Here is a 20,921-nt window from a genome sequence, read left to right on the forward strand (position 1 = left end):
GCCGACTTCAGCGACGAGCAGGCGCTTCTCGTCCTCCGTGCGAGCGAACTCACAGACCGCTGCCTCGTCTGCGTCAAGACCAAGGGTGCGCCCGCGGACCCGGCGGGACAACCGGGCAACCGCCACCATCTTGTCCGCCTCAAGCGCGGCCTGCCGACGGGTGATGTCCTCGACGTAGTCAAGATCGGCATCGAATGCGGCGCGCGCGTCAATCTGACGCCGAGGCCCGGCATCCGTCGCATCCACCATCTCTATCATGAGATAAATTCAACCATCGACCACCGACACTGGCCCCCGACAACCCAGCCACGCCCATCGAAGGCAAGCGCGAAGCGCGCGGCAGCCCCAGCGACAGCCCCACACACTTAGGCCACCACCACCATGGAAGAGTAATCACCATGCCCACAGTCGAGTCCCGCTGCACAGTGTCCGTGCCCCCGGCGACAGCCTTCGCCGTGTCACAGACCACCGGCGACATCCGCCTCCGTTGGGACCCGTTCATCCGCACCCAGCACCTGCTCGAGGGCGCGAAGGTCCCGGCCAAAGGCGTTCGAACCTACACCGTGCAGCGATTCGGCTTCCGGATGGAGAGCGAGTACGTCTCGTACAACCCGCCCTCGAACGTGGGCATGAAGATGACCAAGGGCTCCTGGTTCTTCGAGCGGCTCGCGGGCGGATGGCGCTTCGCACCGGTGGACGGCGATCCCGGCAGCACCCTAGCCGTCTGGCGCTACAACTTCACGTGCAAGCCTCGCTGGCTCGCGCCCGTCGCCGAGCGGATCGGCGCCTTCGTGCTGCAGCGCGACATCGACCGCCGCATCCGGGGTTTCGCCCGAGGCTGTGAAGACCCGGTCGTGCTCGCGCATGTGACCAGCGGATAGCGACCCGGCGTCGGGCCGCCCCGCCCGGTGCAGCTCGAGCCCCTCGGAAGGCGACCAGGCCGTTCCGAGGGGCGTCACACTCAGCGGTTGACGGAGCGGCGCCCGGCGAAGCGGGTCCAGATGAGCAGCACGATGATCGCGCCGATGACCGAGCCGATGATGCCGGCGGGCTGGAAGAAGCCGTCCATCGGGTCGTGCTGGAAGATGAGGAACCCGAGGAACCCGCCGACGAAGGATCCGATGATCCCGAGCAGGATGGTCATGGGGATGGAGAGGTTCTGCTTGCCGGGCACGATGAGCCGGGCGAGCGCACCGGCGATGATGCCGATGACGATGAGGCTGATGATGAGACCGATCATGGTGTGAGTCCTTCGGGTTTCCGGATGCGCCGAGTGCGTATCCCGTCGTCGACCATGGCCGACTCACCTCAGCGAAGCAGGATGTGCGGGGCACCGGCTCACCCCTAGGGGTGGTCTTCGCCAGCCCCTGACGGGTGTACGGTCAGGGGCATGAGCACCCCAGCGGAACACGAGCCCATCCGGGTGGCGCTCGTCGACGACTACGACGTGGTGCTGGCCGGTCTGGCGCACATGTTCGATCGCTACCGCGACCGCATCCTGGTGTGCGAGATCGATGCGAACGCCGCCCTCGACGACGAGGTCGACATCGTGCTGTACGACTCGTTCGCGCAGCCCGAGTCCGACCAGCAGGAGCTCCACGCGCTGGTGCGCAACCCGCGCGCGAACCGTGTGGTGGTCTACACCTGGAACTTCCACCCCGAACTCGTGCAGAGCGCACGGCAGCAGGGGGTGCACGGCTACCTCTCCAAGACCCTGCCGGCACGCGACCTCGTGGCGGCGCTCGAAGCGGTGCACGCGGGCGAGACGGTGGTGAGCGAACCGCCTCGCCGATCCGGCAGCGCTCTCGGACTCGACTGGCCGGGGCGGCACGAGGGCCTCACCGACCGCGAATCCGAGATCCTCGCTCTCATCACGCAGGGCAAGAGCAATGCGGATGTCGCGACCCTGACGTATCTGAGCCCGAACACCGTCAAGACCTACATCCGTGGCATCTACGGCAAGATCGACGCCAAGAGCCGCACGCAGGCCGTGCTCTGGGGCATCGCGCACGGCTTCGCACCCGACCACCACCGCATCGACCACTGGCTCGGCGGGCCGTAGGCTCGGTACCTGGACCCTGGGGCCCTACGCCGGACCGGAGGGTTCGGTCTCAGGACTCTTCGATGTCCGAGAACAGGATGCGCACGCCGCCGGTCGCGAGACCGAAGATGCTCGGGAACAGCGCGCCCGCCTCCTCGGTGGTGACGGCCGCGCTGGCGGCGTCGTAGTCGGTGAAGTAGAGGTCGACCTGGCGGTAGGCCGGCGTGGGCGTCCCGTCTTCCTTCGGCCACACCTTCGCCGTCTCGATGCGCTGCAGGCCGGGGAGCGCCTTGGCCAGCGTCACCTGCTCCGGATAGGCCGCCTCGAAGGCCTCGGGGTCGATGGGGTTGTCGTAGATGACGGTGATCTTCGTGGGCATGGCGTTCCCTCTCGTCGAGCAGCGCCCGGTGGGCGTACGCCTCGAACGTTACGCCGTGACCAGCGACACGATCAACAGCACGAGCAACACGCCGAAACACGCCAAGCCCGCCCGGAGCACCCTCCCCCACAGCCGGCGCGGAAACGCCAGCGGCAGCAGCAGTGCGGTCACGAACCCGGCCACGACGGCCAGCACCGTGCCGAAGATCAGCCCGTACCCGTGCACGTCGCCATCCGTCAGCCCGAAGCGGCTGCTGACCGCCATCCACGCCGAGAGCACGAACACCGCGCCGACCGCAGCGGCGGCCACACCCGCGACGATCCGCCCCACCAGGGCGAAGCCCTTCCCGGCACGCGATCCCGGAGTCGTCATGCAGCCACTCTAGGGCCGGGGATCACCGCCAGCCGAGGGCCGGGGCCACCTCCGTGAGGATCGACTCGATGACGTGCGCGTTGTACTCCACGCCCAGCTGGTTCGGCACGGTAAGCAGGAGGGTGTCGGCCTCGGCGATCGCCTCGTCGCCGGCGAGCTGCTCGATCAGGCGCTCCGGCTCGGCGGCGTAGCTGCGGCCGAAGATGGCACGCATGCTCGCGTCGATGTTGCCGATCTGGTCTTCGCTGTCGCCGCTGCCACCGAAGTAGGCGCGGTCTTGGTCGTTCGTGATGGCGAAGATGCTGCGGCTCACCGAGACCCGGGGCTCGAAGTCGTGCCCCGCATCCGCCCACGCCGCCCGGAACTCGCGGATCTGCTCCGCCTGCTGCACGTGGAACGGCTGGCCCGTCTCATCGACCTTGAGCGTGGACGACTGCAGATTCATGCCGAGCTCAGCGGCCCAGCGCGCGGTGGCGTTGGAGGCCGCACCCCACCAGATGCGCTTGCGGAGGCCCTCGGAGTGCGGTTCGATACGCAGCAGCCCGGGCGGGTTCGGGAACATCGGCCGCGGGTTCGGCTGCGCGAACCCCTCGCCCTTCAGCACCTGGAGAAGCACCTTGGTGTGCTCGCGGGCGAGGTCGGCGTCATCCTGACCCTCGGCCGGCTGGTACCCGAAGTAGCGCCAGCCCTCGATGACCTGCTCGGGTGATCCCCGACTGATGCCGAGCTGCAGTCGGCCGCCCGAGATGAGGTCGGCCGCGCCCGCGTCCTCCGCCATGTAGAGCGGGTTCTCGTAGCGCATGTCGATGACGCCGGTGCCGATCTCGATCGTCTTCGTGCGGGCGCCGACGGCGGCCAGCAGCGGAAACGGCGACCCGAGCTGCCGCGCGAAGTGGTGCACACGGAAGTACGCACCATCCGCCCCCAGCTCTTCGGCGGCGACGGCGAGGTCGATCGACTGCAGGAGGGTGTCGGCGGCGCTGCGCGTCTTCGACTGCGGGGACGGCGTCCAGTGCCCGAAGGAAAGGAAGCCGATGTTCTTGCGTTTCGTAGCGGTCACAGCCGGTGCAACGCCGGACCGCGGATGCGCATTCCCGCTCACGAACTCGCCTCGGCGGGGGCGACCTGCCCCTCGGCGACGGCCGCACGCGCGCGGCGCGGAACCCCCCACAGCTTCAGGCGCGGACGCCACCGCGGCGGGTTCGTCGCGATCGCGGCCGGTGGCACGAGCTCGCGGGCGACGTGCCGCACGATCAGCAGCGCCACGACGATCGTGATGACGGTGACGACGTTCGAGAGGGCCGCGAAGACGATCGCATCGGCGATCGTCGGCACGGCGGTCTGCGAGATGGTGTTGCCGGTGCCCGAGACGCGGGCCGCGCCGATCCCGTCGTGCAGGGAGTGGAAGACGACCGCGATCAACCAGCCCACGAAGCCGGCGAGGGTGACGGCGCGACCGGCGCGGTGCGCGGCCAGCCAGATCAGCGAGGCGGCGATCGCCGTCCAGAGCGGATGCGGGATCTCCCCCACCCCGCGCACCAGCCCGGCCAGAACGGTGCCGTTCTCACCGGTCGCGGAGGTGACGTAGCCGAAGCCCTCCCAGACGCCGAACGCCGCGCTGGAGAGCAGCACCATCAGCACCCCGGCGCGGGGGTCGCCGAACACCCGGCGGGCGACGAGCAGCAACAGCAGCGGCAGGGCCAGCTTCGAGGTCTCCTCCACCGGTCCCGAGAGCCAGAGGTCGGCCGCGAACGGCACGCCGAGCGCGGGTTCGAGCACCGGCTCGATCGCGTAGGCGAGGAGATTCGCCACCGCACCGGAGACCAGGCCCATGACCACGATCAGGCCCAGTCGCGGCAGCTCGCCGAAGTGCAGCAGCCGGTCGAAGAACAGGATGACGGCGGAGAGGATGGCGAGCATCCCGGCCGCGGCGACGAGCTTCCACCAGTCGCTGCCGGCCCCGTCGCCCAGGAAACCGGCCCAGGCCACGAGCACCAGACCGACGACGAGCGACCAGAACCACGGATGCGCGAGGAACGCGAACGGCCGGACCCTCCACGGCGCCACCGCACCCGCGGGGTCACCGGCCCGGGACCGCCCGGTCCACGCGGCGCCGTCCCACTCGCCTGCGAGGTCGTGGCGTCCGGTCGCGTACCACCCCGCCCCGGTGCCGTCGGTCGTCGTCGAATGCTGCATCGTTCCCCCTGTGTTCGTCCCCTACGCGACCGTCGTCGCCGGCGAGAGTCGTCTTCGCCACGAGAACTTTATCGGTGCGATGGCTAGGCTCGTCCCATGCCGCAGCATGACGATCCACGCCCCACCGAACAGCAGCTGGAGGCCTCCGAGCACACCGAGAAGCGCTCGGTCGCCGGCGAGACCCGCTACTACGTCAAAGACTTCGAGCAGCACCTGAGGGCGTGGGGCCATCCGAACCCCGACGGGCTCGTGTCGTACTTCACCCCCGACGGCACGTTCCATGCCCAGGGCGTCGAGCGTGAACACCAGCTGCAGATGATCGGCATGATCGGCGCGAGCGCGGTCTAGAGCACCGGCTCGATCATCACGTGGGTGACTCGCGGGCGAACGTTGTGACGCCCCGTCGTGAACGCGACGAGGTCAGGCCCCGCGCCTCGAGTCGCCGGGCGATCGTCGTCGGCAGAGGCGGGAGCGTCGGCGCGGTGCTCTTGGGCACCCGGGCCGGGCCGGCCAGGAGCGACAGGTCGCGGCCGGCCGCGCGGATCTCCAGGCGCGCGTAGTCGCTGTCGCTGCGCCAGCGCAGCAGGTCGATCTCACCGAAAGACGACTCGAAGGTCGCACCGCCGGCCCGTAGGCGCAGCCGATCGGGCCCGATCCACAGCTCGCACTCCACGGTGCGGCGGTGCAGCAGCGCCCTGAGCAGCAGGGAGGCGGGCAGGGCGAGTCCGGCCCCGACCACGATGATCAGCAGGCGCGGCCCGAGCCGCTCGGCCAGGTCACCGGTGAGGATCAGCAGGGTCGCCGCGATGCCCCCGACCACCACGACGACGGCCGCGATCGCCAGGCCGAGCGTGCGCATCCGCAGGGGAACCGCCCGGAACCGCAGGATCGAGGCCCGGCCCTCGTGCTCCCACACGGGCCCGGCCGGCGGATCGGCCCGCTGCGCCCGCGACGACATCCGCGAGGCCGCCCGCCCGACCAGGGTGATCCAGATCCAGCCCGCCGCGGGCGCCGCCGCGAACTGAGCCACCACGAAGGCGGCCCTCGCCGGCCCGGTGAGGATGCCTGCGAACGCCGGTCCGATCGACACCATCGCCCAGAGCAGAACTCCGGCCAGCACCGCGCCGAGCACGTGGACCAGGGCACCGAGCCGCGCCGATCGCATCCGGAGCGTGGCGCCCACGAATCCGGCCCCGCACAGCCAGCCGCCGATCAGGGCGAGAAGGAAGGCCAGGAACCCGACATCCGGATCGGCCATGACGAGCGGGACCGACGCTCCGAGCAGCAGAACGGCCCAGAGCCAGGGTCTCCCGAGGATCCGGCGAGCGAGGGGGCGCGACGGGCGATCGTCGGAGACGGCACCGGTGGGTGCACCGCTGCGGGCGGGACGGGCGGTGCGGGACATCCCGACGAGTCTATTCAGCCTCGTCGAAAACGGTCTGCTCGTTCACGCCGTGCGCGGCGGCGGGGTGCGGCTCGGGTGGAGCCGCTCGAAGGCGGCGGCCAGCTCGAGCAGTCGCGCGTCCGCGTAGGCGGGCCCGGCGAACGTGAGGCCGATCGGCATGGCGATGTCGGCCATCACTCCCATCGGCACCGTCACGGTGGGGATGCCCAGGTGGCGGATCGCGAGGTTGCCGTTCGCCACCCACACCCCGTTGCGCCAGCCGGCGTCGGCGGAGGTGGGATTCACGTCCATGTCGGCGGGGCCCACGTCGGCCACGGCCGGGAAGATCACCGCGTCGAGGCCGAGTCCGCGCATCCACTCCTCCAGGTCGAGGCGGCGGGTCTCCTCGAGTCCGCGCACGCCGTCGGCCAGGGCCGGGATGTCGGTGAGCGAGGCATACGGATGCTCGCGCACCTGCGCGGGATAGGTCGCGATGTCGTCGTCGAAGCCGTCGTACCGGTCGGGCAGCGCACCGGCGGGGTGCGGGAAGATGCGGCTGCCGTCGACATCGGCGAGCGAGTCGAGCGCGGGATCGCCGTTGGCGGACAGGAAGTCGTCCCAGGCCCAGGCGGACAGGTCGACGATCTCCCGGCGGAGGTACTCGGGCGACACGAGACCGCGCGTGGCGAGCGTGGGCGCGCCCGCCCGGTCGCCCTCGTAGTTGCTGACGGCGGGGAAGTCGACCTCGACCACCGTCGCTCCAGCCGCCTCCAGGGCGGCGCGCGCGGCGGCGAACAGCTCGAGCGTGCTGGGCCGCGGCTCGATCCGCTGCCCCGTCGGGCCCCCGATGCCGGTCGCGCCGACACCCGCCTGCTCGTCGGTTCCGAGGTACATCCGGGGCACGCCGAAGCGCACGCCTTCGAGAGTCGCGCGCGCCGAACCGTCGGTGGCCGGCGCGAGTGCCGGGAACGACGGCGGGCGGATGCTCGACGCGGCCGGCACCGGAATCCACGGCTGCGCCCGCCAGAAGTCGCCGCGCGCATCCGGGTCGTCGTGCACCACGACGTCGAGCACCTCGAGCAGGTCGGCCATCGTGCGGGCGTGCGGCACCACCACGTCCATCGTGGGCACGAGCGGCCAGTTGCCGCGCACCGAGATGACGCCGCGTGAGGGTGTGTAGGCGCACAGGGCGTTGTTCGACGCCGGCGCCCGGCCGCTGGACCAGGTCTCCTCGGCCAGCCCGAAGGCCGCGAAGCTCGCCGCCGTCGCCGTGCCCGAGCCGTTGGACGAGCCCGATCCGAACGCCGAGGTGAGGTACTCGCCGTTGTAGGGGCTCTCGGCACGGCCGTAGAGGCCCCGCTGCATGCCGCCGTTGGCCATCGGGGGCATGTTCGTGAGCCCGAGGCAGATGGCACCCGCCGCCCGCAACCGTTCGATGGTGAAGGCGTCCCGCATGGCCCGCAGTTCGGCGAACGCCGGACTGCCGGCCGCCGCCGTGAGACCGCGCACGAGGTAGCTGTCCTTCGCCGTGTACGGGATGCCGTCGAGAGGGCCGAGCACGCGGTTCTCGCGCCGACGGGCGTCCGAGGCCTCGGCCTCCTGGAGGGCGTCGGGGTTGAGCACCACCATCGCGTTCAGCAGGGGGCCGCCGCGGTCGAACCTCTCGATGCGCTCGCGGTAGGCGGTCACCAGGTCCACGGCCGTCGCCCGGCCGGTCTCCAGCGCACTGCGCAGCTCAACGATCGAGGCTTCGACGACGTCGATACTCATGAGGCGGCGCCGGTCATCTTGCCACGACCACCGCGGGCTGCTGCTGCGTGATGCAGTGGATGCCGCCGCCCCGGGCGAAGATCTCCCGCGCGTCGACCGTCACGACCTCCCGGCCGGGGTAGACCGACCCCAGGACGTCGGCGGCCCGCGCATCCGCCGCCGGCTCGCCGAAGCCGCAGGCGATCACCGCGCCGTTCAGCACGTAGTGGTTCACGTAGCTCCAGTCGACGAAGCCGTGCTCGTCGCGCAGGGTCGCGGGCGCCGGCAGATCGACGATCTCGAACGAGCGGCCCGCCGCATCCGTCTGCCCGGCGAGGGCCTCGCGGATCTCCCCCATCACGAAGTGGTCCGGATGCCCGGCGTCGGGCTGCGCGTGCAGCAGCAGGCGCCCGGGAGACGGGATCGCGGCCACGATGTCGACGTGCCCGTTCGTGCCGAAGTCGTCGTAGTCACGGGTGAGGCCACGCGGCAGCCAGACCGCGTGCGTGGCGCCGATCGTGCGCCGCATCTCGGCCTCGACGCGCTGCGTGTCGGCGAACGGGTTGCGGTTCGGGTCGAGCTGCACCGTCTCGGTGAGCAGCACCGTGCCCTCGGCGTCGACGTGGATGCCGCCGCCCTCGTTCACGAGCAGCGAGTCGACCACCTCCGCACCCGCCAGGCCCGCCACGAAGCGGCCGTGCGCGGCCGACTTCTGCCACTCGGCCCACGCCGGGGCGCCCCAGCCGTTGAAGATCCAGTCGACGGCACCGAGCACGCCCGGCCGCTCGTCGTCGAGCACGAAGGTGGGGCCCGAGTCGCGCATCCAGAACTCGTCGACCGGAGTCTCGTGCAGCTGGACCGCCCCGTCGAGCAGTCGCCGCGCGTGCGCGATCTCGGAGGGATCGACCAGCATCGACACCGGCTCGAACGCCGCGATCGCGTTGGCCACCGCCGACCAGGCCGCGTAGCCCGCCTCCTTCTCGGCATCCGTCGCGCCCAGGGTCTCGCCCTCGCGCGGGAAGGTCATCCAGGTGCGTTCGTGCGGGGATCCCTCGGCGGGCATGGTCCAGGTCATCGCGGGTCCTCCGGGGTCGGGCGCGGCGTCTGCCGCGGGGGCGTCGTGGTCAGCATCATCGCGGGGCGCCGGTCATCGTGTCGAGGATCATGGTGAGATCGTCCAGGCTCGTCCGGGGGTTCAGGATGGCGAAGCGGGCGTTCGGTCGGCCGTGATGGGCGCTCGGCGTCACGAAGGCGGTCTGCTGGTCGAGCAGGCGGGCCGACCAGGCCGAGTAGTCCGCCTTCTCCCAGCCGTCGCGCTCGAACACGACGACGGACAGCTGGGGCGGGCGTACCAGCGAGAAGCCAGGGCGCTCCTCGATGATCGCCGCGATGCGCTGCGCGAGAGCGAGCGACTCGGTGATCGCCTGGCGGTAGGCGGCCGCGCCGTAGGTGGCGAGCGAGAACCAGAGCGGCAGGCCGCGGGGCCGGCGGGTGAGGTGGGCGGCGAAGTCGGAGGGGCTCCAGTCGCCGGCCTCGGTGAGGGTGTCGAGGTAGTCGGCGTGCTGCGTGTGCGCCCGGCGGCCGAGCTCGGGGTCGCGGTAGAGCAGAGCACAGGCGTCGAAGGGGGCGAACAGCCACTTGTGCGGGTCGACCACCAGGGAGTCGGCTCGCTCCACCCCCGCGAACCGCGGGCGGGCATCTGGAGACAGCATCGCCGAGAGCCCGTAGGCGCCGTCGACGTGGAACCACACGCCGTGCCGGGCCGCCGCCTCACCGATTGCGGCGAGGTCGTCGACGATACCGAAGTTGGTGGTGCCGGCGGTCGCCACCACGGCGAACACGCTGGCGCCGTGGAGTTCCAGGGCCTCTTCGACGGCGGGGCCGCGAAGGGTTCCGTCGGTGTCGACGGGAACCGCCACGACCTCGACGTCCATCACCCGGGCAGCCGAGGCGATCGAGGAGTGCGCCTCGGCGCTGCACACCACCCGCCAGCGATCGGGTGCGGGCCGGCCGGCTTCGCGGCCGTTCTCCCGGGCGGTCTCCCGCGCGGCGACGAGAGCCGAGAGGTTGCCGAGCGTGCCGCCCTGCACGAACACACCGCCGGCACCCGCGGGCAGGCCGAACTCGGCCGCCAGCCAGCGGAGCACCTCGTTCTCGGCGTGCACGGCTCCGGCGCCTTCGAGCCACGACCCTCCGTAGAGCGCGCTGGCCGACACCACCACGTCGAACGCCGCCGCCGCCTTCGACGGAGCGCTGGGGATGAAGGAGAGGTAGCGCGGGTCGTCGGTGGTGATGCAGGCCGGTGCCAGGATGTGCTCGAAGATCGACAGCGCCCGGGCCCCGCCGATCCCCCGCTCGGTGATGGTGGGGCCGGCCAGCCGGCTGAGCTCGGCCGGCGATTGCGGCTTGTCGAGCGGGGTGTCCTCGGTGAGCAGGCGCGCGCGCGAGTAGTCGAGCACGCGATCGACGATGTCGCGGTTCTCGTCGGTCACGTCGTGCATCCGCGACGCCGAGGCGACGGGCGGCAGGGGGCGTGACGAGGGGGATTCAGTGGGCATCGGGACCTCCGGATGCTCACGATACCGACCCGCGCGGGCGGCGACCGGCCGTGGAGCGCCACGACCCGTGCACACGCACGTTTCTTGCGCAGGACGAGGCGAAGTCATCGCCGGAATCCCGCTTCGTGCGTGGCAGCCCATTGTTTCGGTGCGCGGAGATCGACGTGGCGCGTCGATAGGATCGGCGGGTGCTGCGCATTCGGAAGACCGGCTGGAAGATCGTCTACATCGTGGTGGGCTGGGTGGTCGTGACGGCCGTCGGCTGGCCCATCTACGGGCTGGGGCTTCCCACTCCGCTGCTCTCCGTGATCGCGAGCGTCCTGTTCCTCGCCTACGTGCTGCTGGGGGTCCGTGTCTTCCGTGGGCGGGACGAACCGATCGTGCCGGCCCGGGCGTGGTGGCGGATGACGGCGAAACCGACGGCGGGATTCGTGCTGGGCGCGTACTTCGCCCTGTCCCTGGTGTACGAGGTGGTGCTGGCCATCGTCGATCCCGCGGGTCGATTCCCCGGACGACCGGACGCCGATGTCTTCACGTTCATCCTCAACCTCATCGGCACGGCCCCCCTGGTGTACCTCTACCTGAATTCCTCGATCCGGCTGGTGAGGAGTCCGCCGGCGGTCGTGCCCGCGCCGCTTCCCGCCTGGAAGCCGATGAAGCGCTAGGCGCAAGCCCTCTCGCCAGACGGCCCGGCTCCGCTAAAGTCGCAGCATGAAGCGCTTCGGGGGTCTCGCCATCGTCACCGGGGCGGTCGCCGCCTCCCTGCTGCTGGGCGGGGGTGCCGCCTCGGCGCTCGCCGCGCCCGTGACCTCGGCAGGCGCGACCGGCGAGGCCGCCGACTCCCCCGCGGGCAAGAGCTACGTCGCGCTCGGCGACTCGTACTCGGCCGGGTTCGGGCTGACGCCGTTCAGCGAGGAGCCGGCCTCGGGCTGCTACCAGGCCGACCAGAACTACCCGCACCTCGTGGCCGAGTCGCTCGGCCTGGTGCTGGATGACCGCACCTGCAGCGGCGCCGTCACCGCGAACATCCGCGACACCCCGCAGGTGACCATCACCGGGGCAGGCACCGCACCGGTGCAGTCGGATGCCCTCGGCCCCGACACCGACATCGTCACCGTGACCATCGGCGGGAACGACCTCGGCTTCTCCACGGTGGCCCAGACCTGCGTGGCCGAGAGCGCCACCGGCCCGCTCGTGCTCGACGCGCTCGGGATCGGCCTGCAGAACTGCAAGCAGTACTACGCGCCCGTCGTCGACGGCATCGAGATCGACCGCCTGAAATACCTGCTCGACAACACGGTCACGCCGGCGCTGGACGAGACCTTCGCGCTCATCCATGCGAAGGCCCCGAACGCGAAGGTTTTCGTGATCGGCTATCCCGCCATCACCCCGGATGTCGCCAACACTCCGGCGGGCGGATGCTATTCCTCGCCGCTCGGCACGGGCAGCGACCCGCTCGCGCCGCCGTTCCCGCAGAACACCTTCCCGTTCACCGACGTCGACACCCTCTACCTGCACGGCACCGAGGCCCGGCTCGACACGGCGATCGGCCAGGCCGCGACCGAGAACGGCGCGACCTACATCCCCACCATCCCCCTCACCCAGTCGCACACCGCCTGCGCGGCCGACGGCGAGGCGTTCATCAACGGCATCGGCTTCAACGACACGAGCGGCACGCCGACCCCGGATCCCGACCTCTTCGTCACCCTCGGGGCACTGCACCCGAACGTCTCCGGCGTCGCCTTCCTCTCCGAGCAGGTGTCGCAGTCGATCCGCGCGGCCTACGAGGGCGGGGGCGTCGGCGATCCGGAGCCCACCGCGACCCCGACCGCCGTACCGTCTCCCGACCCCACCACCGCCCCGGCGGCCGCCGGCGATCCGCAGCGCCCGGGCCTCGCGGCGACGGGGACGGATGCGGTGGCGCTCGGGCTCTCGGCCGCCGCGATCCTCGTGGCCGGTTTCGCCGCCGTCGTGTGGCACCGGCACCGGCGCCGCGCGCAGCCGTGACCGTTCCCGAGAACCCGCCGGGGACCGCCACCGCGCTCGCCTCGGCGTCGCCCGCGGGCCTGACCGAGGCCGAGGTCGCCGAGCGCGTCGCCACCGGCCGCACGAACGCCTTCGTGCAAGACACCAGCCGAAGCGTGTGGAGCATCGTGCGCGCCAACGTGCTCACGCTGTTCAACGGCATCATCCTGGCCTGCTTCCTGGTGCTGCTGGCGATCGGCCGGTGGCAGGATGCGCTGTTCGGCTTCTCCGCCGTGGCCAACGCGGTGATCGGCAGCGTGCAGGAGTACCGCGCCAAGCGTGCCTTGGACAAGCTGGCTCTGCTGAACGCCCCGCACGCCCGGGTGCTCCGCGACGGCGCGGAGGCGGAGGTCGGCGTGGCCGCCGTGGTGGTGGACGACACCCTCGTGCTGCGCGCCGGCGACCAGGTGCCCGCCGACGCCCTCGTGCAGACCTCGCGCGGACTGCAGCTGGACGAGTCGATGCTGACCGGCGAATCCGACCCGGTGGAGAAGGCGCCGGGCGACCGCGTGCTCTCGGGCTCGGTCGTGGTCGGCGGCGAGGGCACGGCCGTGGTCGACCGGGTGGGCGCCGACTCCTTCGCGAACTCGCTCGCCGCCGAGGCCAAGCGGTTCTCGCTCGTGGCCTCGGAGCTGCGCTCCTCGATCAACCGGGTGCTGAAGTGGGTGGCCTGGATCATCGGGCCGGTCGCGCTGCTGGTGCTGAACGCGCAGATGATCGCGCAGGGCGGTTGGGTCGAGGCCTGGGAGAGCGGGGCCTGGCGCGATGCCGCCGTCGCCACCATCGCCTCCGTCGTCGCCATGGTGCCGCTCGGCCTCGTGCTCATGACGAGCATCACCTTCGCCGTCGGCGCCGTGAAGCTCGCCCGTCAGCAAGTGCTCGTGCAGGAGCTGCCCGCGGTGGAGGGGCTCGCCCGGGTCGACCTGATCTGCCTCGACAAGACCGGCACGCTCACCCAGGGCGACATCGTGTTCGACGCCGCGCATCCGCTCGCCGAGGTGGCCGGCTGGGAGGGCGTGCTGGCCTGGTACGGCGTGCAGAACGACGCCAACGCGACGGCGCGCAGTCTCGCGGAGCCGTTCCCGGCGGTGCGCACGGATGCCCCGGTCGACCGGGTACCGTTCTCCTCGGCTCGCAAATGGAGCGCCGTGATGTTCGGCGACGGGATGTGGATCCTCGGCGGCCCGGAGATGGTGTTCGCCGGAGGCGGTTCCGAATCAGCTAGTGGGGACGACCCGATGCGCCGCCGGCTCGCCGAACGCGCCACCGAGCTGGCCGCGACCGGCCGCCGCACGCTCGTGCTCGCGCACGGCACTCCCACCGCCGACGAGACCGTGCCCGCCGACGCCGTGCCGGTGGTGCTGCTGACCTTCCGCGAGAACATCCGCCCAGATGCCGCCGAGACACTCGCCTACTTCGCCGCGCAAGACGTGGGCGTGCGCATCATCTCGGGCGACAACCCGCAGACCGTCGCCGCGATCGCCCGCGAGGTGGGCCTGGATGCTCCGCACGGCTTTGACGCCCGCGAGCTGCCCGACGACCAGGACGAATTGCTGCGGGTGCTCGACGAGAACCTCGTGTTCGGCCGGGTGACGCCCGACCAGAAGAAGCGGATCGTCGTGGCTCTCAAGGCGGCCGGTCATACCGTGGCGATGACCGGTGACGGCGTGAACGACGCCCTGGCCATCAAGGAGGCCGACATCGGCGTGGCAATGAACTCCGGCGCGGCGGCCACCAAGGCCGTGGCGCGGCTCGTGCTGCTCGACGGCAAGTTCTCGCACCTGCCGAGTGTGGTGGCCGAGGGCCGGCAGGTGATCGCGAACATCGAGCGCGTGTCGATGCTCTTCCTCACCAAGACCGCCTACGCGACCTTCCTGGCGATCACGTTCGGCATCCTGCTGCTGCCGTTCCCGTTCCTGCCGCGCCAGCTGTCGGTGACGGATGGCCTCACCATCGGCATCCCGGCGTTCTTCCTGGCGCTGCTACCCAACGCGCAGCGGTACGTGCCCGGATTCCTGCGCCGCTCGCTCACCTTCGCGGTGCCCGCCGGCGTCGCCGTGACGCTCGGCATCGCCGCGTTCGCCCGGCTGGCCGCGAACGCGCAGATCCCCGAGGCCGAGATCCGTACCGGGTCGACGCTCATCCTGACCATCATCGGGCTGTGGATCCTGGTGGTGCTCTCGCGCCCCGTCACCCGGTTCAAGGGACTCGTGATCGGCGCCATGATGATCGGGCTGGTGCTGGTGTACACGGTTCCGATCGTGCGCGACTTCCTGCAGCTGGTCGATCCCTCGCTCACCACCGCGCTGCTCGTGCTCGGCACCTCGCTGCTGTCGATCGCGCTGATCGAGATCGTGCGCTTCGCCCACCGGCGGATCGCGCGCCGCGACGCCGAGAGGGCCGGGCTCGCACGGAGCGCTGTCGGGGCTACCGGCGCGCGCGGCGCACGAAGATCTGCCGAACGACCCTGAGCAGGCCGAGGAACCCGAAGAACCCGATCAGCGCACCGAGCAGGTCGAACAGGCGCAGCCCGCTGGCGAGCTGGGGGCTCGAGTCGGTCACCAGCAGCACCACCGCCAGTACCACGGCCGCGATCGAGATGAGCGTGCCGACGATCTCCGAGGTGATGGTGCGGGCGAAGCGCTGATCGGCCTCGTCGGTGAACGCCCTCAGCTTGATGCCGACGGATCCTCGCTCCAGACCCGACAGCAGCGTGTCGAGACGGCGCGGCAGCCCCCGCACCAGCGCGGCCGTCACGGCGGCCTGCGCCTGGGCGCCGGTGGCGAACTGCTTGAGTTTGACCATGTGCCGCAGCACCCGGGGCACCACGGGAATCGCCCGCTGCACCAGGTCGAAATCGGGCACGATCACCTTGAGGCAGCCCTCGAGCGTGGCGAAGCTGCGGAACGCCGAGGCCAGATCGGCGGGCAGGGCGATGTGGTGCTGGCGGATGACGTCGACCACCCGGGTGAAGATCGATCCGTCGCCGGGCGGGAGGTGACGCTGCGAGGTCAGCACCACGCCGATGTCGTGGCGGAAGGCGTCGAGGTCGACGTCATCCGGAACGTCGACGATGAGCAGCAGCGCATCCGTCGCCCCCACGTCGTCCTCGCTCGTAGCGGCGAGCATCAGGGCGGCGAGGTGCTGCCGGCGACTGCGCTCCACGATGCCCACGGCGCCGAAATCGATCAGGCCCAGCGTGCCGTCTTCGCGCAGGATCACGTTGCCGGGGTGCAGGTCGGCGTGGAAGACGCCGTGCACGAGGATCTGCTCGATCACGGCGGTCATCAGTGACACGGCGAGGCCCTCGCGCGCCTCGGGCGAGAGTTCGGCCAGGCGCGCCCCGGCCCGGCTGAGCGGCACGCCGTCGACCAGGTCCATCGTCAGCATCCGCGCGCCGGAGGCCTGCGGATGGATGCGGGGCACCGCGATCGGCACGTTCCGCCCGTGGTCGTCGGCCGCGATCAGCGCGAGCGTGCTGCGGATCATCTCGGTGTTGGAGGCCTCGATGCCGTAGTCCAGCTCGTCCAGCAGCGTGGTGGTGAAGCCGCGGGCCACCGACCGCAGGCGCAGGTCGTGCCCCAGGCGGCTGTGGGTCTCCGCCCGTTCGGCCAGGCGCAGGATGATGTCGACGTCGGCCTCCACCTGGGCCCGGGCCGCCGGGCGCTGCACCTTGACCACGACCGGAGTGCCGTCGAGCAGCTCGGCCCGGTGCACCTGGGCCACGGATGCCGCCGCCAGCGGTTCGGGGTCGACCGACGCGAACACGGTGTCGAGCGGGCCGCCGATCCCCTCTTCGATCAGCGGACGGATCGTCTCCCAGGGCAGCGTGGTGGCGCCGGACTGCAGAGAGGCCAGCGCGCTCAGGTACGGCTCGGGAACGAGGTCGCGCCGGGTGGAGAGCACCTGCCCGAGTTTCACGAAGGTCACGCCCGACTCGTTGATCGTGTCGACGATCGCCTGCGCCCGCTGCGCGCTCGTGGTGAGCTCGCGATCGGCAGACGCGCGCGGGTGGAACAGCCAGCCGGCGCCGTGCCGCGAGGCGATGGCGAGGATCTGCAGGTACCGCTTCGACCGGCGCCGCTGCCGGAGCGCCGCCCGCACCGCGGCGACCGGGTTCGGCAGCGCGCGCGTCGGCACGATCGCCTCCAGGGCGACCAGCACCGCCACACCCAGCGCGAACACCCAGGCGAGGGCGAGCACCACCACCGCCAGCACGACCAGCGCGTGCCGGGCATCCTGCACCTGACCGTCCTGCTCCAGGCCGGTGCCGTCGAGAACCCACGAGGCGAAGGGCAGGCCCGCGGCGAACACCAGGAGCCCCACCACGATGCTGCGCGGCCAGCCCACCGGGGTGTCCAGGATGCGCCGGGCCACGAAGCCCACCAGCACCGCCGAGACGATCGCGAGAAGAACGGTCAGCACATCGGCCGGCATCCGCAGCCCCTTTCGTCGATCCGGGTGGTCGGCCCCGGCGCAGCTCGTCCGCGCCGGCGCAGCATGTCAGTCACGGCGCCGCAGGTCAGTCCCGGCGCAGCATGTCCAGGCCCGCGCCGGCGAACTGCCGCAGCGTGGCATCCGGCAGGAACGCCCGCGTGAGCGCCGCCCCGATGCGGGTCAGGTCGCCCTCGTCGCGGTAGAGCAGGTAGATCGGCTCGGAGCGCGGGTTGAACTTCTGCTTGAACCGGTGCAGCGACGAGAAGCCGTACACCGGCTCGAGGATGGCGCTCAACTGCCCGAGCAGGTGCGCGATCCGCCCCTCGTCCTCACCGGCGTGGTGGGCGAGCGGTGCGCCGGAGAGCGAGAGGATCTGCGCCCCCTCCTCGGCGAAGGCGCGGGCCGAGGAGCCGATCAGGTACTCCATCACGGAGCCGAATCCGTCGTCGCGCCGCCGCATCAGGTCGAGGGTCCAGCCGTGGTGCTCCCCGCCCGGGCCGAACACGGGCAGCCAGCTGAGGAACCCGTCCACGTCGCCCTGGGGCGAGAGGGCGAGGGCGAGCCGCACCTCGGGGTCGTCGGCCTCCTGCAGCGTGCCGAGCGTGAACCGCATCTCGGGCAGCTCCTTGTCGCCCACCCAGCCCTCGGAGATCGCCCGCAGCTGCTGGCGCACCCCCCACGGTTCCTCGGCGAGCCGCGTGAGGCGGAAGGTCATGCCTTCACGCTCGGCCTTGTTCAAGGCGGTGCGGATGCTCGCCCAGGCCTTGCCCGTGAACGCCAGCCCCGGCAGGTCGACGATGGTGTCGTCGGCGATGATGAGGTCGCGCCATCCCTCGGGCACCGCGTCACGCGTGCCCTGCCCGGAGCTGAAGAAGCACGGCACGAGGGAGTCGCGCTCGGCCGCCCGCACGAACTCGTCCACGCTCGCCGCGACCGACTCCGGCGGGCCGAGAGGATCGGCCAGCACGATCGCCACGCCGAGGTGCTTCTGGTACGGCACCAGCCCGGCCGTGGTGCGGAAGTACTCCATGCCCTCCCAGGTGGCCATCCAGGACAGGGTGCCTCCCCCGTCGGCCTTGATGATCGCGCGCGCGTCGTCGGCGGTGGGCAGCTCGGCGTGTTCGCGCTTCCGCGGCACCCCGAGCGGGCGACGGCGGTGCGAGCCGAACGCGCGCCGGGTGGCGACGAGGTAGACGAGGAACGCGAGCCAGAGCACGGAGGTTGCGATGGCCACGTCCGCGTCGCCCCAGTCCAGGGGCAGATCGACCGGGTCCACGGCCGATAGGCCGATGTAGAGCACGGCGACGAGCACGTTCACGACCGCCCAGACGACGGTCAGCACCCAGGCCCACCGCCGTCCCAGGCGGAGGCCGTTGGCGACGAGCAGGATGACGGCCGCGTCGATCAGCACCTCGATCCACGGCCCGTCCGCCGCCGCGGTGGGCCCGAACGGGCCGTTCGTGGGCAGCAGCAGGGTCAGGATCTGCACCACGCCCAGCGCAAGGCCCGCCGCGAACGCGAGCAGCCGCCGTTCCCGCACGCTCGCGCGCTGGATGCGGAACGACCGGTCGACCACGAGCACGAACAGCACGGCGAAGGCGTGCTCGAGATCGGCGAGGGTGCCGAGGAAGAGCAGTCCGATCGCGGTGTAGCCCACCACGATGATCCAGCCGCGCTGCCGCCACGGCGAGGCGAAGAGCGACACGCAGGCGGCGAAGCAGGCCATGGTGCCGCCCGAGGGGCCCACGTCGAGCATCCCGGAGAGGGTGATCGCCCACGGCCACGGCAGCATGCTCGCCAGCCAGAGGAAGGCGGCGGTCGCCAGCACGGCCACGAGCTGGCCCGCACCGAAATAGAACAGCGCCCGCCGCCACCCGCGCTGCCACTCGAGCAGTCCCATCCAGAAGAAACCCAGCACGGCGAAGACGTAGCCCCACGGCTCCGCCACGAAGAAGGTGCCGGTGACGGGTGTCCACCACCGGCCGTCCTGGAAGGCGGGAACACCGAACGCCACCGAGTCCCACCACGGCTGCTGCGCCGTGGGCGACCACAGGCCCTGACCGGCGACGCCGACGATCAGCACCACGGCGACCAGCACGAGGGTGGCGGGGATGCGGGCGAGGATGACGCGCAAGGAAGGTGGTCTCATGATCGGCTCGCCTGCCATTCTTCTACGTACTCCAGGGCGACCGCGCGCAGACTCTCCCCGATCCGCGCGTACTGCACATCGCGCAGGTTGGCGAGCGATACCCGGATCGACCACGCCGGCCCCTCGAAGCCGCCGCCGTTCAGCAGGATGATGCCGGTCTGCTCGGCCAGGCGGAACAGGATGTCGGTCGGTTCGTAGGTGCGTTCCAGGTACTCGGCGAACGCCGGATCGAAGTGGCGCCGGGCGTAGGCGAGCAGGTCGAGCTCGACGTAGTAGCCCACGCGGTACGGGTCATCCGGGAACCGCACGGCCATCCCCTCGGTGAGCATGTCCATCCGGCGCCGGATGAGCGCCTGCACGGCGTGCCGGTAGTGGTCGTCGGCGTCGATCAGGCAATACGCCGAGAACAGCAGCATCATGCACTGCTGCGGCAGCGAGAGGCCCGCGGTGTGGTTGAGCGCCACCGAGCGGCTGTCGGCCACGAGCCGGTCGATGAAGCGGATGCTCCGCGGGGCGAGCGAGAGCGAGCCGTAGCGGGCGTCGAGCTCGGCCAGGTCGTCGTCGCCGAGCGCCGCGATCTTCTCGTCGAACACGTTGTCGCGGCTGAGCGCGATGGCGCCCAGCCGCCATCCTGTCGCCCCGAAGTATTTGGAGTACGAGTACACGCCGATGGTGTTGCGGGGCAGTTCGGCCAGCAGCGAGCGGAACCCGTCGATGAAGGTGCAATACACGTCGTCGGTGATGATGGTCAGCCCGGGATTGTGCTCGCGGACGGTCTCCGAGATCAGCCGGATGGTCTCGTCGGCGATGCGCACCGAGGGCGGGTTGGAGGGGTTCACCACGAACAGGGCCGCGATCGAGGGATCGCGCAGCCGCTCGATCTCCGCCGCCGGGTACTGCCAGAGGTTCACTCCGCGCTCGTCGACCTCGCTGGCCGCGAGATGCACCACCTCGAAGTCGTAGTCGGACAGGCGCGGGATCTCCAGGTACGGCGTGAAGATCGGCGTCATGATCGCGATCCGATCGCCGCGGTGCAGCACCTTGTTCTTCAGCAGCGAGTCGAAGATGTAGCACATCGCCGCCGTGCCGCCCTCGACCGCGAACAGGTCGAACGGCACCTCGGGCTCGATTCCGGCGCAGAGCTCCTGCACCAGGTATCGGTGGGTGATCGCCTCGGCGTGGTGCAGCATCCGGTCGGGTTCGGGATAGTGGTCGCCGATCACGGAGTCGGCGAGTTCCCACACGAAGGAGTCGGCGTCGAAGCCGAGTTCGTCGAGGCCGAGCGCCAGCACGCGGCGCAGCAGCCCGGTTCCCGCCTCGCCGTCGTTCTCGTCGAGCCAGCGCGTGAAACGGGCGGCGATGCCGTCCTTCTCCGGCACGCCGATGAGTTCCGGATCCCACTCCCGGTTCTCCCGGCAGACGGTCAGCGCGAACCGGCCGAGGGCGAAGAAGGCCTCGCGGGGGGCCGAAGCGATGAAGTTGGGGTTGCCGCGGCCGGCGTTGAGCATCTGGAACGCCGTGCGCGCCTCGTGCTCGCCGGCGAGGCGCTGCAGTTCGGACTTCAGCTCGAACGGTGACAGCGTCTGCAGCCGGGCGATGCGGTCGCGGGTGATGCTGGGGTGCGGCACGGG

General features: G+C 71.0%; 19 protein-coding genes. 6 read left to right on the forward strand and 13 right to left on the reverse strand.

The features are described 5' to 3' along the window. Positions 1 to 258 (reverse strand): hypothetical protein (locus ACN4JJ_RS15740; protein ID WP_440710845.1); only part of this gene is annotated, 258 nt, incomplete at its 3' end. A 140-nt stretch (positions 259 to 398) separates the two neighbouring features. Here ACN4JJ_RS15740 and ACN4JJ_RS15745 point away from each other — a divergent pair. Continuing rightward, entirely contained in the window at positions 399 to 881 is a 483-nt protein-coding gene (locus ACN4JJ_RS15745) for an SRPBCC family protein (RefSeq protein WP_440710846.1), read from the forward strand. Between the two features lie 80 nt (positions 882 to 961). Here ACN4JJ_RS15745 and ACN4JJ_RS15750 read toward each other — a convergent pair whose 3' ends face one another. Then, complete coding sequence (locus tag ACN4JJ_RS15750) at positions 962 to 1,240, reverse strand: GlsB/YeaQ/YmgE family stress response membrane protein (RefSeq protein ID WP_440710847.1); 279 nt, start codon at positions 1,238 to 1,240, stop codon at positions 962 to 964. Between the two features lie 150 nt (positions 1,241 to 1,390). Between ACN4JJ_RS15750 and ACN4JJ_RS15755 the strand changes: the two genes are divergently transcribed. Further along, positions 1,391 to 2,062 carry a response regulator transcription factor gene (locus tag ACN4JJ_RS15755; protein WP_440710848.1) on the forward strand — a complete coding sequence of 224 codons (672 nt, stop codon included), beginning with the start codon at positions 1,391 to 1,393 and terminating at the stop codon, positions 2,060 to 2,062. A 49-nt stretch (positions 2,063 to 2,111) separates the two neighbouring features. Here ACN4JJ_RS15755 and ACN4JJ_RS15760 read toward each other — a convergent pair whose 3' ends face one another. Genes ACN4JJ_RS15760 through ACN4JJ_RS15775 form a run of 4 tightly spaced genes read right to left on the reverse strand, consistent with a single transcriptional unit; the run spans position 2,112 to position 4,988 of the window. Further along, positions 2,112 to 2,420: an EthD family reductase gene (locus tag ACN4JJ_RS15760; protein ID WP_440710849.1), complete on the reverse strand. Its 309-nt coding sequence runs from the start codon at positions 2,418 to 2,420 to the stop codon at positions 2,112 to 2,114. Between the two features lie 48 nt (positions 2,421 to 2,468). Further along, the gene (locus tag ACN4JJ_RS15765; protein ID WP_440710850.1) at positions 2,469 to 2,792 is read right to left on the reverse strand and encodes a hypothetical protein; all 324 of its coding nucleotides are present in this window, start codon (positions 2,790 to 2,792) and stop codon (positions 2,469 to 2,471) included. A 22-nt stretch (positions 2,793 to 2,814) separates the two neighbouring features. Continuing rightward, positions 2,815 to 3,852, reverse strand: a complete 1,038-nt coding sequence (locus ACN4JJ_RS15770; protein ID WP_440710851.1) for an LLM class flavin-dependent oxidoreductase — start codon at positions 3,850 to 3,852, stop codon at positions 2,815 to 2,817. Positions 3,853 to 3,890: 38 nt separating this feature from the next. Continuing rightward, the gene (locus tag ACN4JJ_RS15775) at positions 3,891 to 4,988 is read right to left on the reverse strand and encodes a PrsW family glutamic-type intramembrane protease (protein WP_440710852.1); all 1,098 of its coding nucleotides are present in this window, start codon (positions 4,986 to 4,988) and stop codon (positions 3,891 to 3,893) included. A gap of 96 nt (positions 4,989 to 5,084) precedes the next feature. On the opposite strand from ACN4JJ_RS15775, the gene ACN4JJ_RS15780 reads away from it, so the two are divergent. Then, complete coding sequence (locus ACN4JJ_RS15780; protein WP_440710853.1) at positions 5,085 to 5,336, forward strand: hypothetical protein; 252 nt, start codon at positions 5,085 to 5,087, stop codon at positions 5,334 to 5,336. A gap of 16 nt (positions 5,337 to 5,352) precedes the next feature. On the opposite strand, the gene ACN4JJ_RS15785 is transcribed toward ACN4JJ_RS15780, so the two are convergent. From ACN4JJ_RS15785 to ACN4JJ_RS15800, 4 genes are read right to left on the reverse strand one after another with little or no spacing between them, the layout of a single operon-like run. Next, on the reverse strand, positions 5,353 to 6,393 hold the full coding sequence (locus ACN4JJ_RS15785; RefSeq protein WP_440710854.1) for a hypothetical protein: 1,041 nt from the start codon (positions 6,391 to 6,393) through the stop codon (positions 5,353 to 5,355). Positions 6,394 to 6,435: 42 nt separating this feature from the next. Next, positions 6,436 to 8,142, reverse strand: coding sequence for an amidase (locus tag ACN4JJ_RS15790; protein WP_440710855.1), 1,707 nt, complete (start codon positions 8,140 to 8,142; stop codon positions 6,436 to 6,438). A gap of 13 nt (positions 8,143 to 8,155) precedes the next feature. Further along, positions 8,156 to 9,196 (reverse strand): agmatine deiminase family protein, encoded by a 1,041-nt coding sequence (locus ACN4JJ_RS15795; protein ID WP_440710856.1) that lies wholly within the window; start codon positions 9,194 to 9,196, stop codon positions 8,156 to 8,158. A gap of 55 nt (positions 9,197 to 9,251) precedes the next feature. Then, positions 9,252 to 10,679, reverse strand: coding sequence for a pyridoxal phosphate-dependent decarboxylase family protein (locus ACN4JJ_RS15800; RefSeq protein WP_440710857.1), 1,428 nt, complete (start codon positions 10,677 to 10,679; stop codon positions 9,252 to 9,254). Positions 10,680 to 10,867: 188 nt separating this feature from the next. Between ACN4JJ_RS15800 and ACN4JJ_RS15805 the strand changes: the two genes are divergently transcribed. From ACN4JJ_RS15805 to ACN4JJ_RS15815, 3 genes are read left to right on the forward strand one after another with little or no spacing between them, the layout of a single operon-like run. Further along, positions 10,868 to 11,344, forward strand: coding sequence for a hypothetical protein (locus tag ACN4JJ_RS15805; RefSeq protein WP_440710858.1), 477 nt, complete (start codon positions 10,868 to 10,870; stop codon positions 11,342 to 11,344). 46 nt (positions 11,345 to 11,390) lie between these two features. Beyond that, positions 11,391 to 12,686 (forward strand): SGNH/GDSL hydrolase family protein, encoded by a 1,296-nt coding sequence (locus ACN4JJ_RS15810; protein WP_440710859.1) that lies wholly within the window; start codon positions 11,391 to 11,393, stop codon positions 12,684 to 12,686. Further along, the gene (locus tag ACN4JJ_RS15815; RefSeq protein ID WP_440710860.1) at positions 12,683 to 15,175 is read left to right on the forward strand and encodes an HAD-IC family P-type ATPase; all 2,493 of its coding nucleotides are present in this window, start codon (positions 12,683 to 12,685) and stop codon (positions 15,173 to 15,175) included. Before ACN4JJ_RS15810 ends, ACN4JJ_RS15815 begins: the two co-directional genes overlap by 4 nt. Here the strand turns inward: ACN4JJ_RS15815 and ACN4JJ_RS15820 are convergent. The 3 genes from ACN4JJ_RS15820 to ACN4JJ_RS15830 form a co-directional block, all read right to left on the reverse strand. Continuing rightward, positions 15,132 to 17,141, reverse strand: a complete 2,010-nt coding sequence (locus ACN4JJ_RS15820; protein WP_440710861.1) for an ABC1 kinase family protein — start codon at positions 17,139 to 17,141, stop codon at positions 15,132 to 15,134. The two genes, ACN4JJ_RS15815 and ACN4JJ_RS15820, sit on opposite strands and share 44 nt — an antisense overlap. Positions 17,142 to 17,226: 85 nt before the next feature. Continuing rightward, entirely contained in the window at positions 17,227 to 19,290 is a 2,064-nt protein-coding gene (locus tag ACN4JJ_RS15825; protein WP_440710862.1) for a bifunctional lysylphosphatidylglycerol flippase/synthetase MprF, read from the reverse strand. Next, entirely contained in the window at positions 19,287 to 20,918 is a 1,632-nt protein-coding gene (locus ACN4JJ_RS15830; RefSeq protein ID WP_440710863.1) for a bifunctional aspartate transaminase/aspartate 4-decarboxylase, read from the reverse strand. The genes ACN4JJ_RS15825 and ACN4JJ_RS15830 overlap by 4 nt, the downstream gene beginning before the upstream one ends. Between the last annotated feature and the right edge of the window lie 3 nt (positions 20,919 to 20,921).

The sequence above is a fragment of the Herbiconiux dendrobii genome (assembly GCF_052048175.1).
Classification (GTDB): Bacteria; Actinomycetota; Actinomycetes; order Actinomycetales; family Microbacteriaceae; genus Herbiconiux.

What these genes read in the sequence shown, in the direction of transcription:
- ACN4JJ_RS15825 (WP_440710862.1), bottom strand. Translation starts at nt 19,290, where the DNA reads ATGAGACCACCTTCCTTGCGCGTCATCCTCGCCCGCATCCCCGCCACC.
- ACN4JJ_RS15810 (WP_440710859.1), top strand. Translation starts at nt 11,391, where the DNA reads ATGAAGCGCTTCGGGGGTCTCGCCATCGTCACCGGGGCGGTCGCCGCC.
- ACN4JJ_RS15800 (WP_440710857.1), bottom strand. Translation starts at nt 10,679, where the DNA reads ATGCCCACTGAATCCCCCTCGTCACGCCCCCTGCCGCCCGTCGCCTCG.
- ACN4JJ_RS15775 (WP_440710852.1), bottom strand. Translation starts at nt 4,988, where the DNA reads ATGCAGCATTCGACGACGACCGACGGCACCGGGGCGGGGTGGTACGCG.
- ACN4JJ_RS15795 (WP_440710856.1), bottom strand. Translation starts at nt 9,196, where the DNA reads ATGACCTGGACCATGCCCGCCGAGGGATCCCCGCACGAACGCACCTGG.
- ACN4JJ_RS15820 (WP_440710861.1), bottom strand. Translation starts at nt 17,141, where the DNA reads ATGCCGGCCGATGTGCTGACCGTTCTTCTCGCGATCGTCTCGGCGGTG.
- ACN4JJ_RS15745 (WP_440710846.1), top strand. Translation starts at nt 399, where the DNA reads ATGCCCACAGTCGAGTCCCGCTGCACAGTGTCCGTGCCCCCGGCGACA.
- ACN4JJ_RS15750 (WP_440710847.1), bottom strand. Translation starts at nt 1,240, where the DNA reads ATGATCGGTCTCATCATCAGCCTCATCGTCATCGGCATCATCGCCGGT.
- ACN4JJ_RS15790 (WP_440710855.1), bottom strand. Translation starts at nt 8,142, where the DNA reads ATGAGTATCGACGTCGTCGAAGCCTCGATCGTTGAGCTGCGCAGTGCG.
- ACN4JJ_RS15755 (WP_440710848.1), top strand. Translation starts at nt 1,391, where the DNA reads ATGAGCACCCCAGCGGAACACGAGCCCATCCGGGTGGCGCTCGTCGAC.
- ACN4JJ_RS15780 (WP_440710853.1), top strand. Translation starts at nt 5,085, where the DNA reads ATGCCGCAGCATGACGATCCACGCCCCACCGAACAGCAGCTGGAGGCC.
- ACN4JJ_RS15765 (WP_440710850.1), bottom strand. Translation starts at nt 2,792, where the DNA reads ATGACGACTCCGGGATCGCGTGCCGGGAAGGGCTTCGCCCTGGTGGGG.
- ACN4JJ_RS15760 (WP_440710849.1), bottom strand. Translation starts at nt 2,420, where the DNA reads ATGCCCACGAAGATCACCGTCATCTACGACAACCCCATCGACCCCGAG.
- ACN4JJ_RS15785 (WP_440710854.1), bottom strand. Translation starts at nt 6,393, where the DNA reads ATGTCCCGCACCGCCCGTCCCGCCCGCAGCGGTGCACCCACCGGTGCC.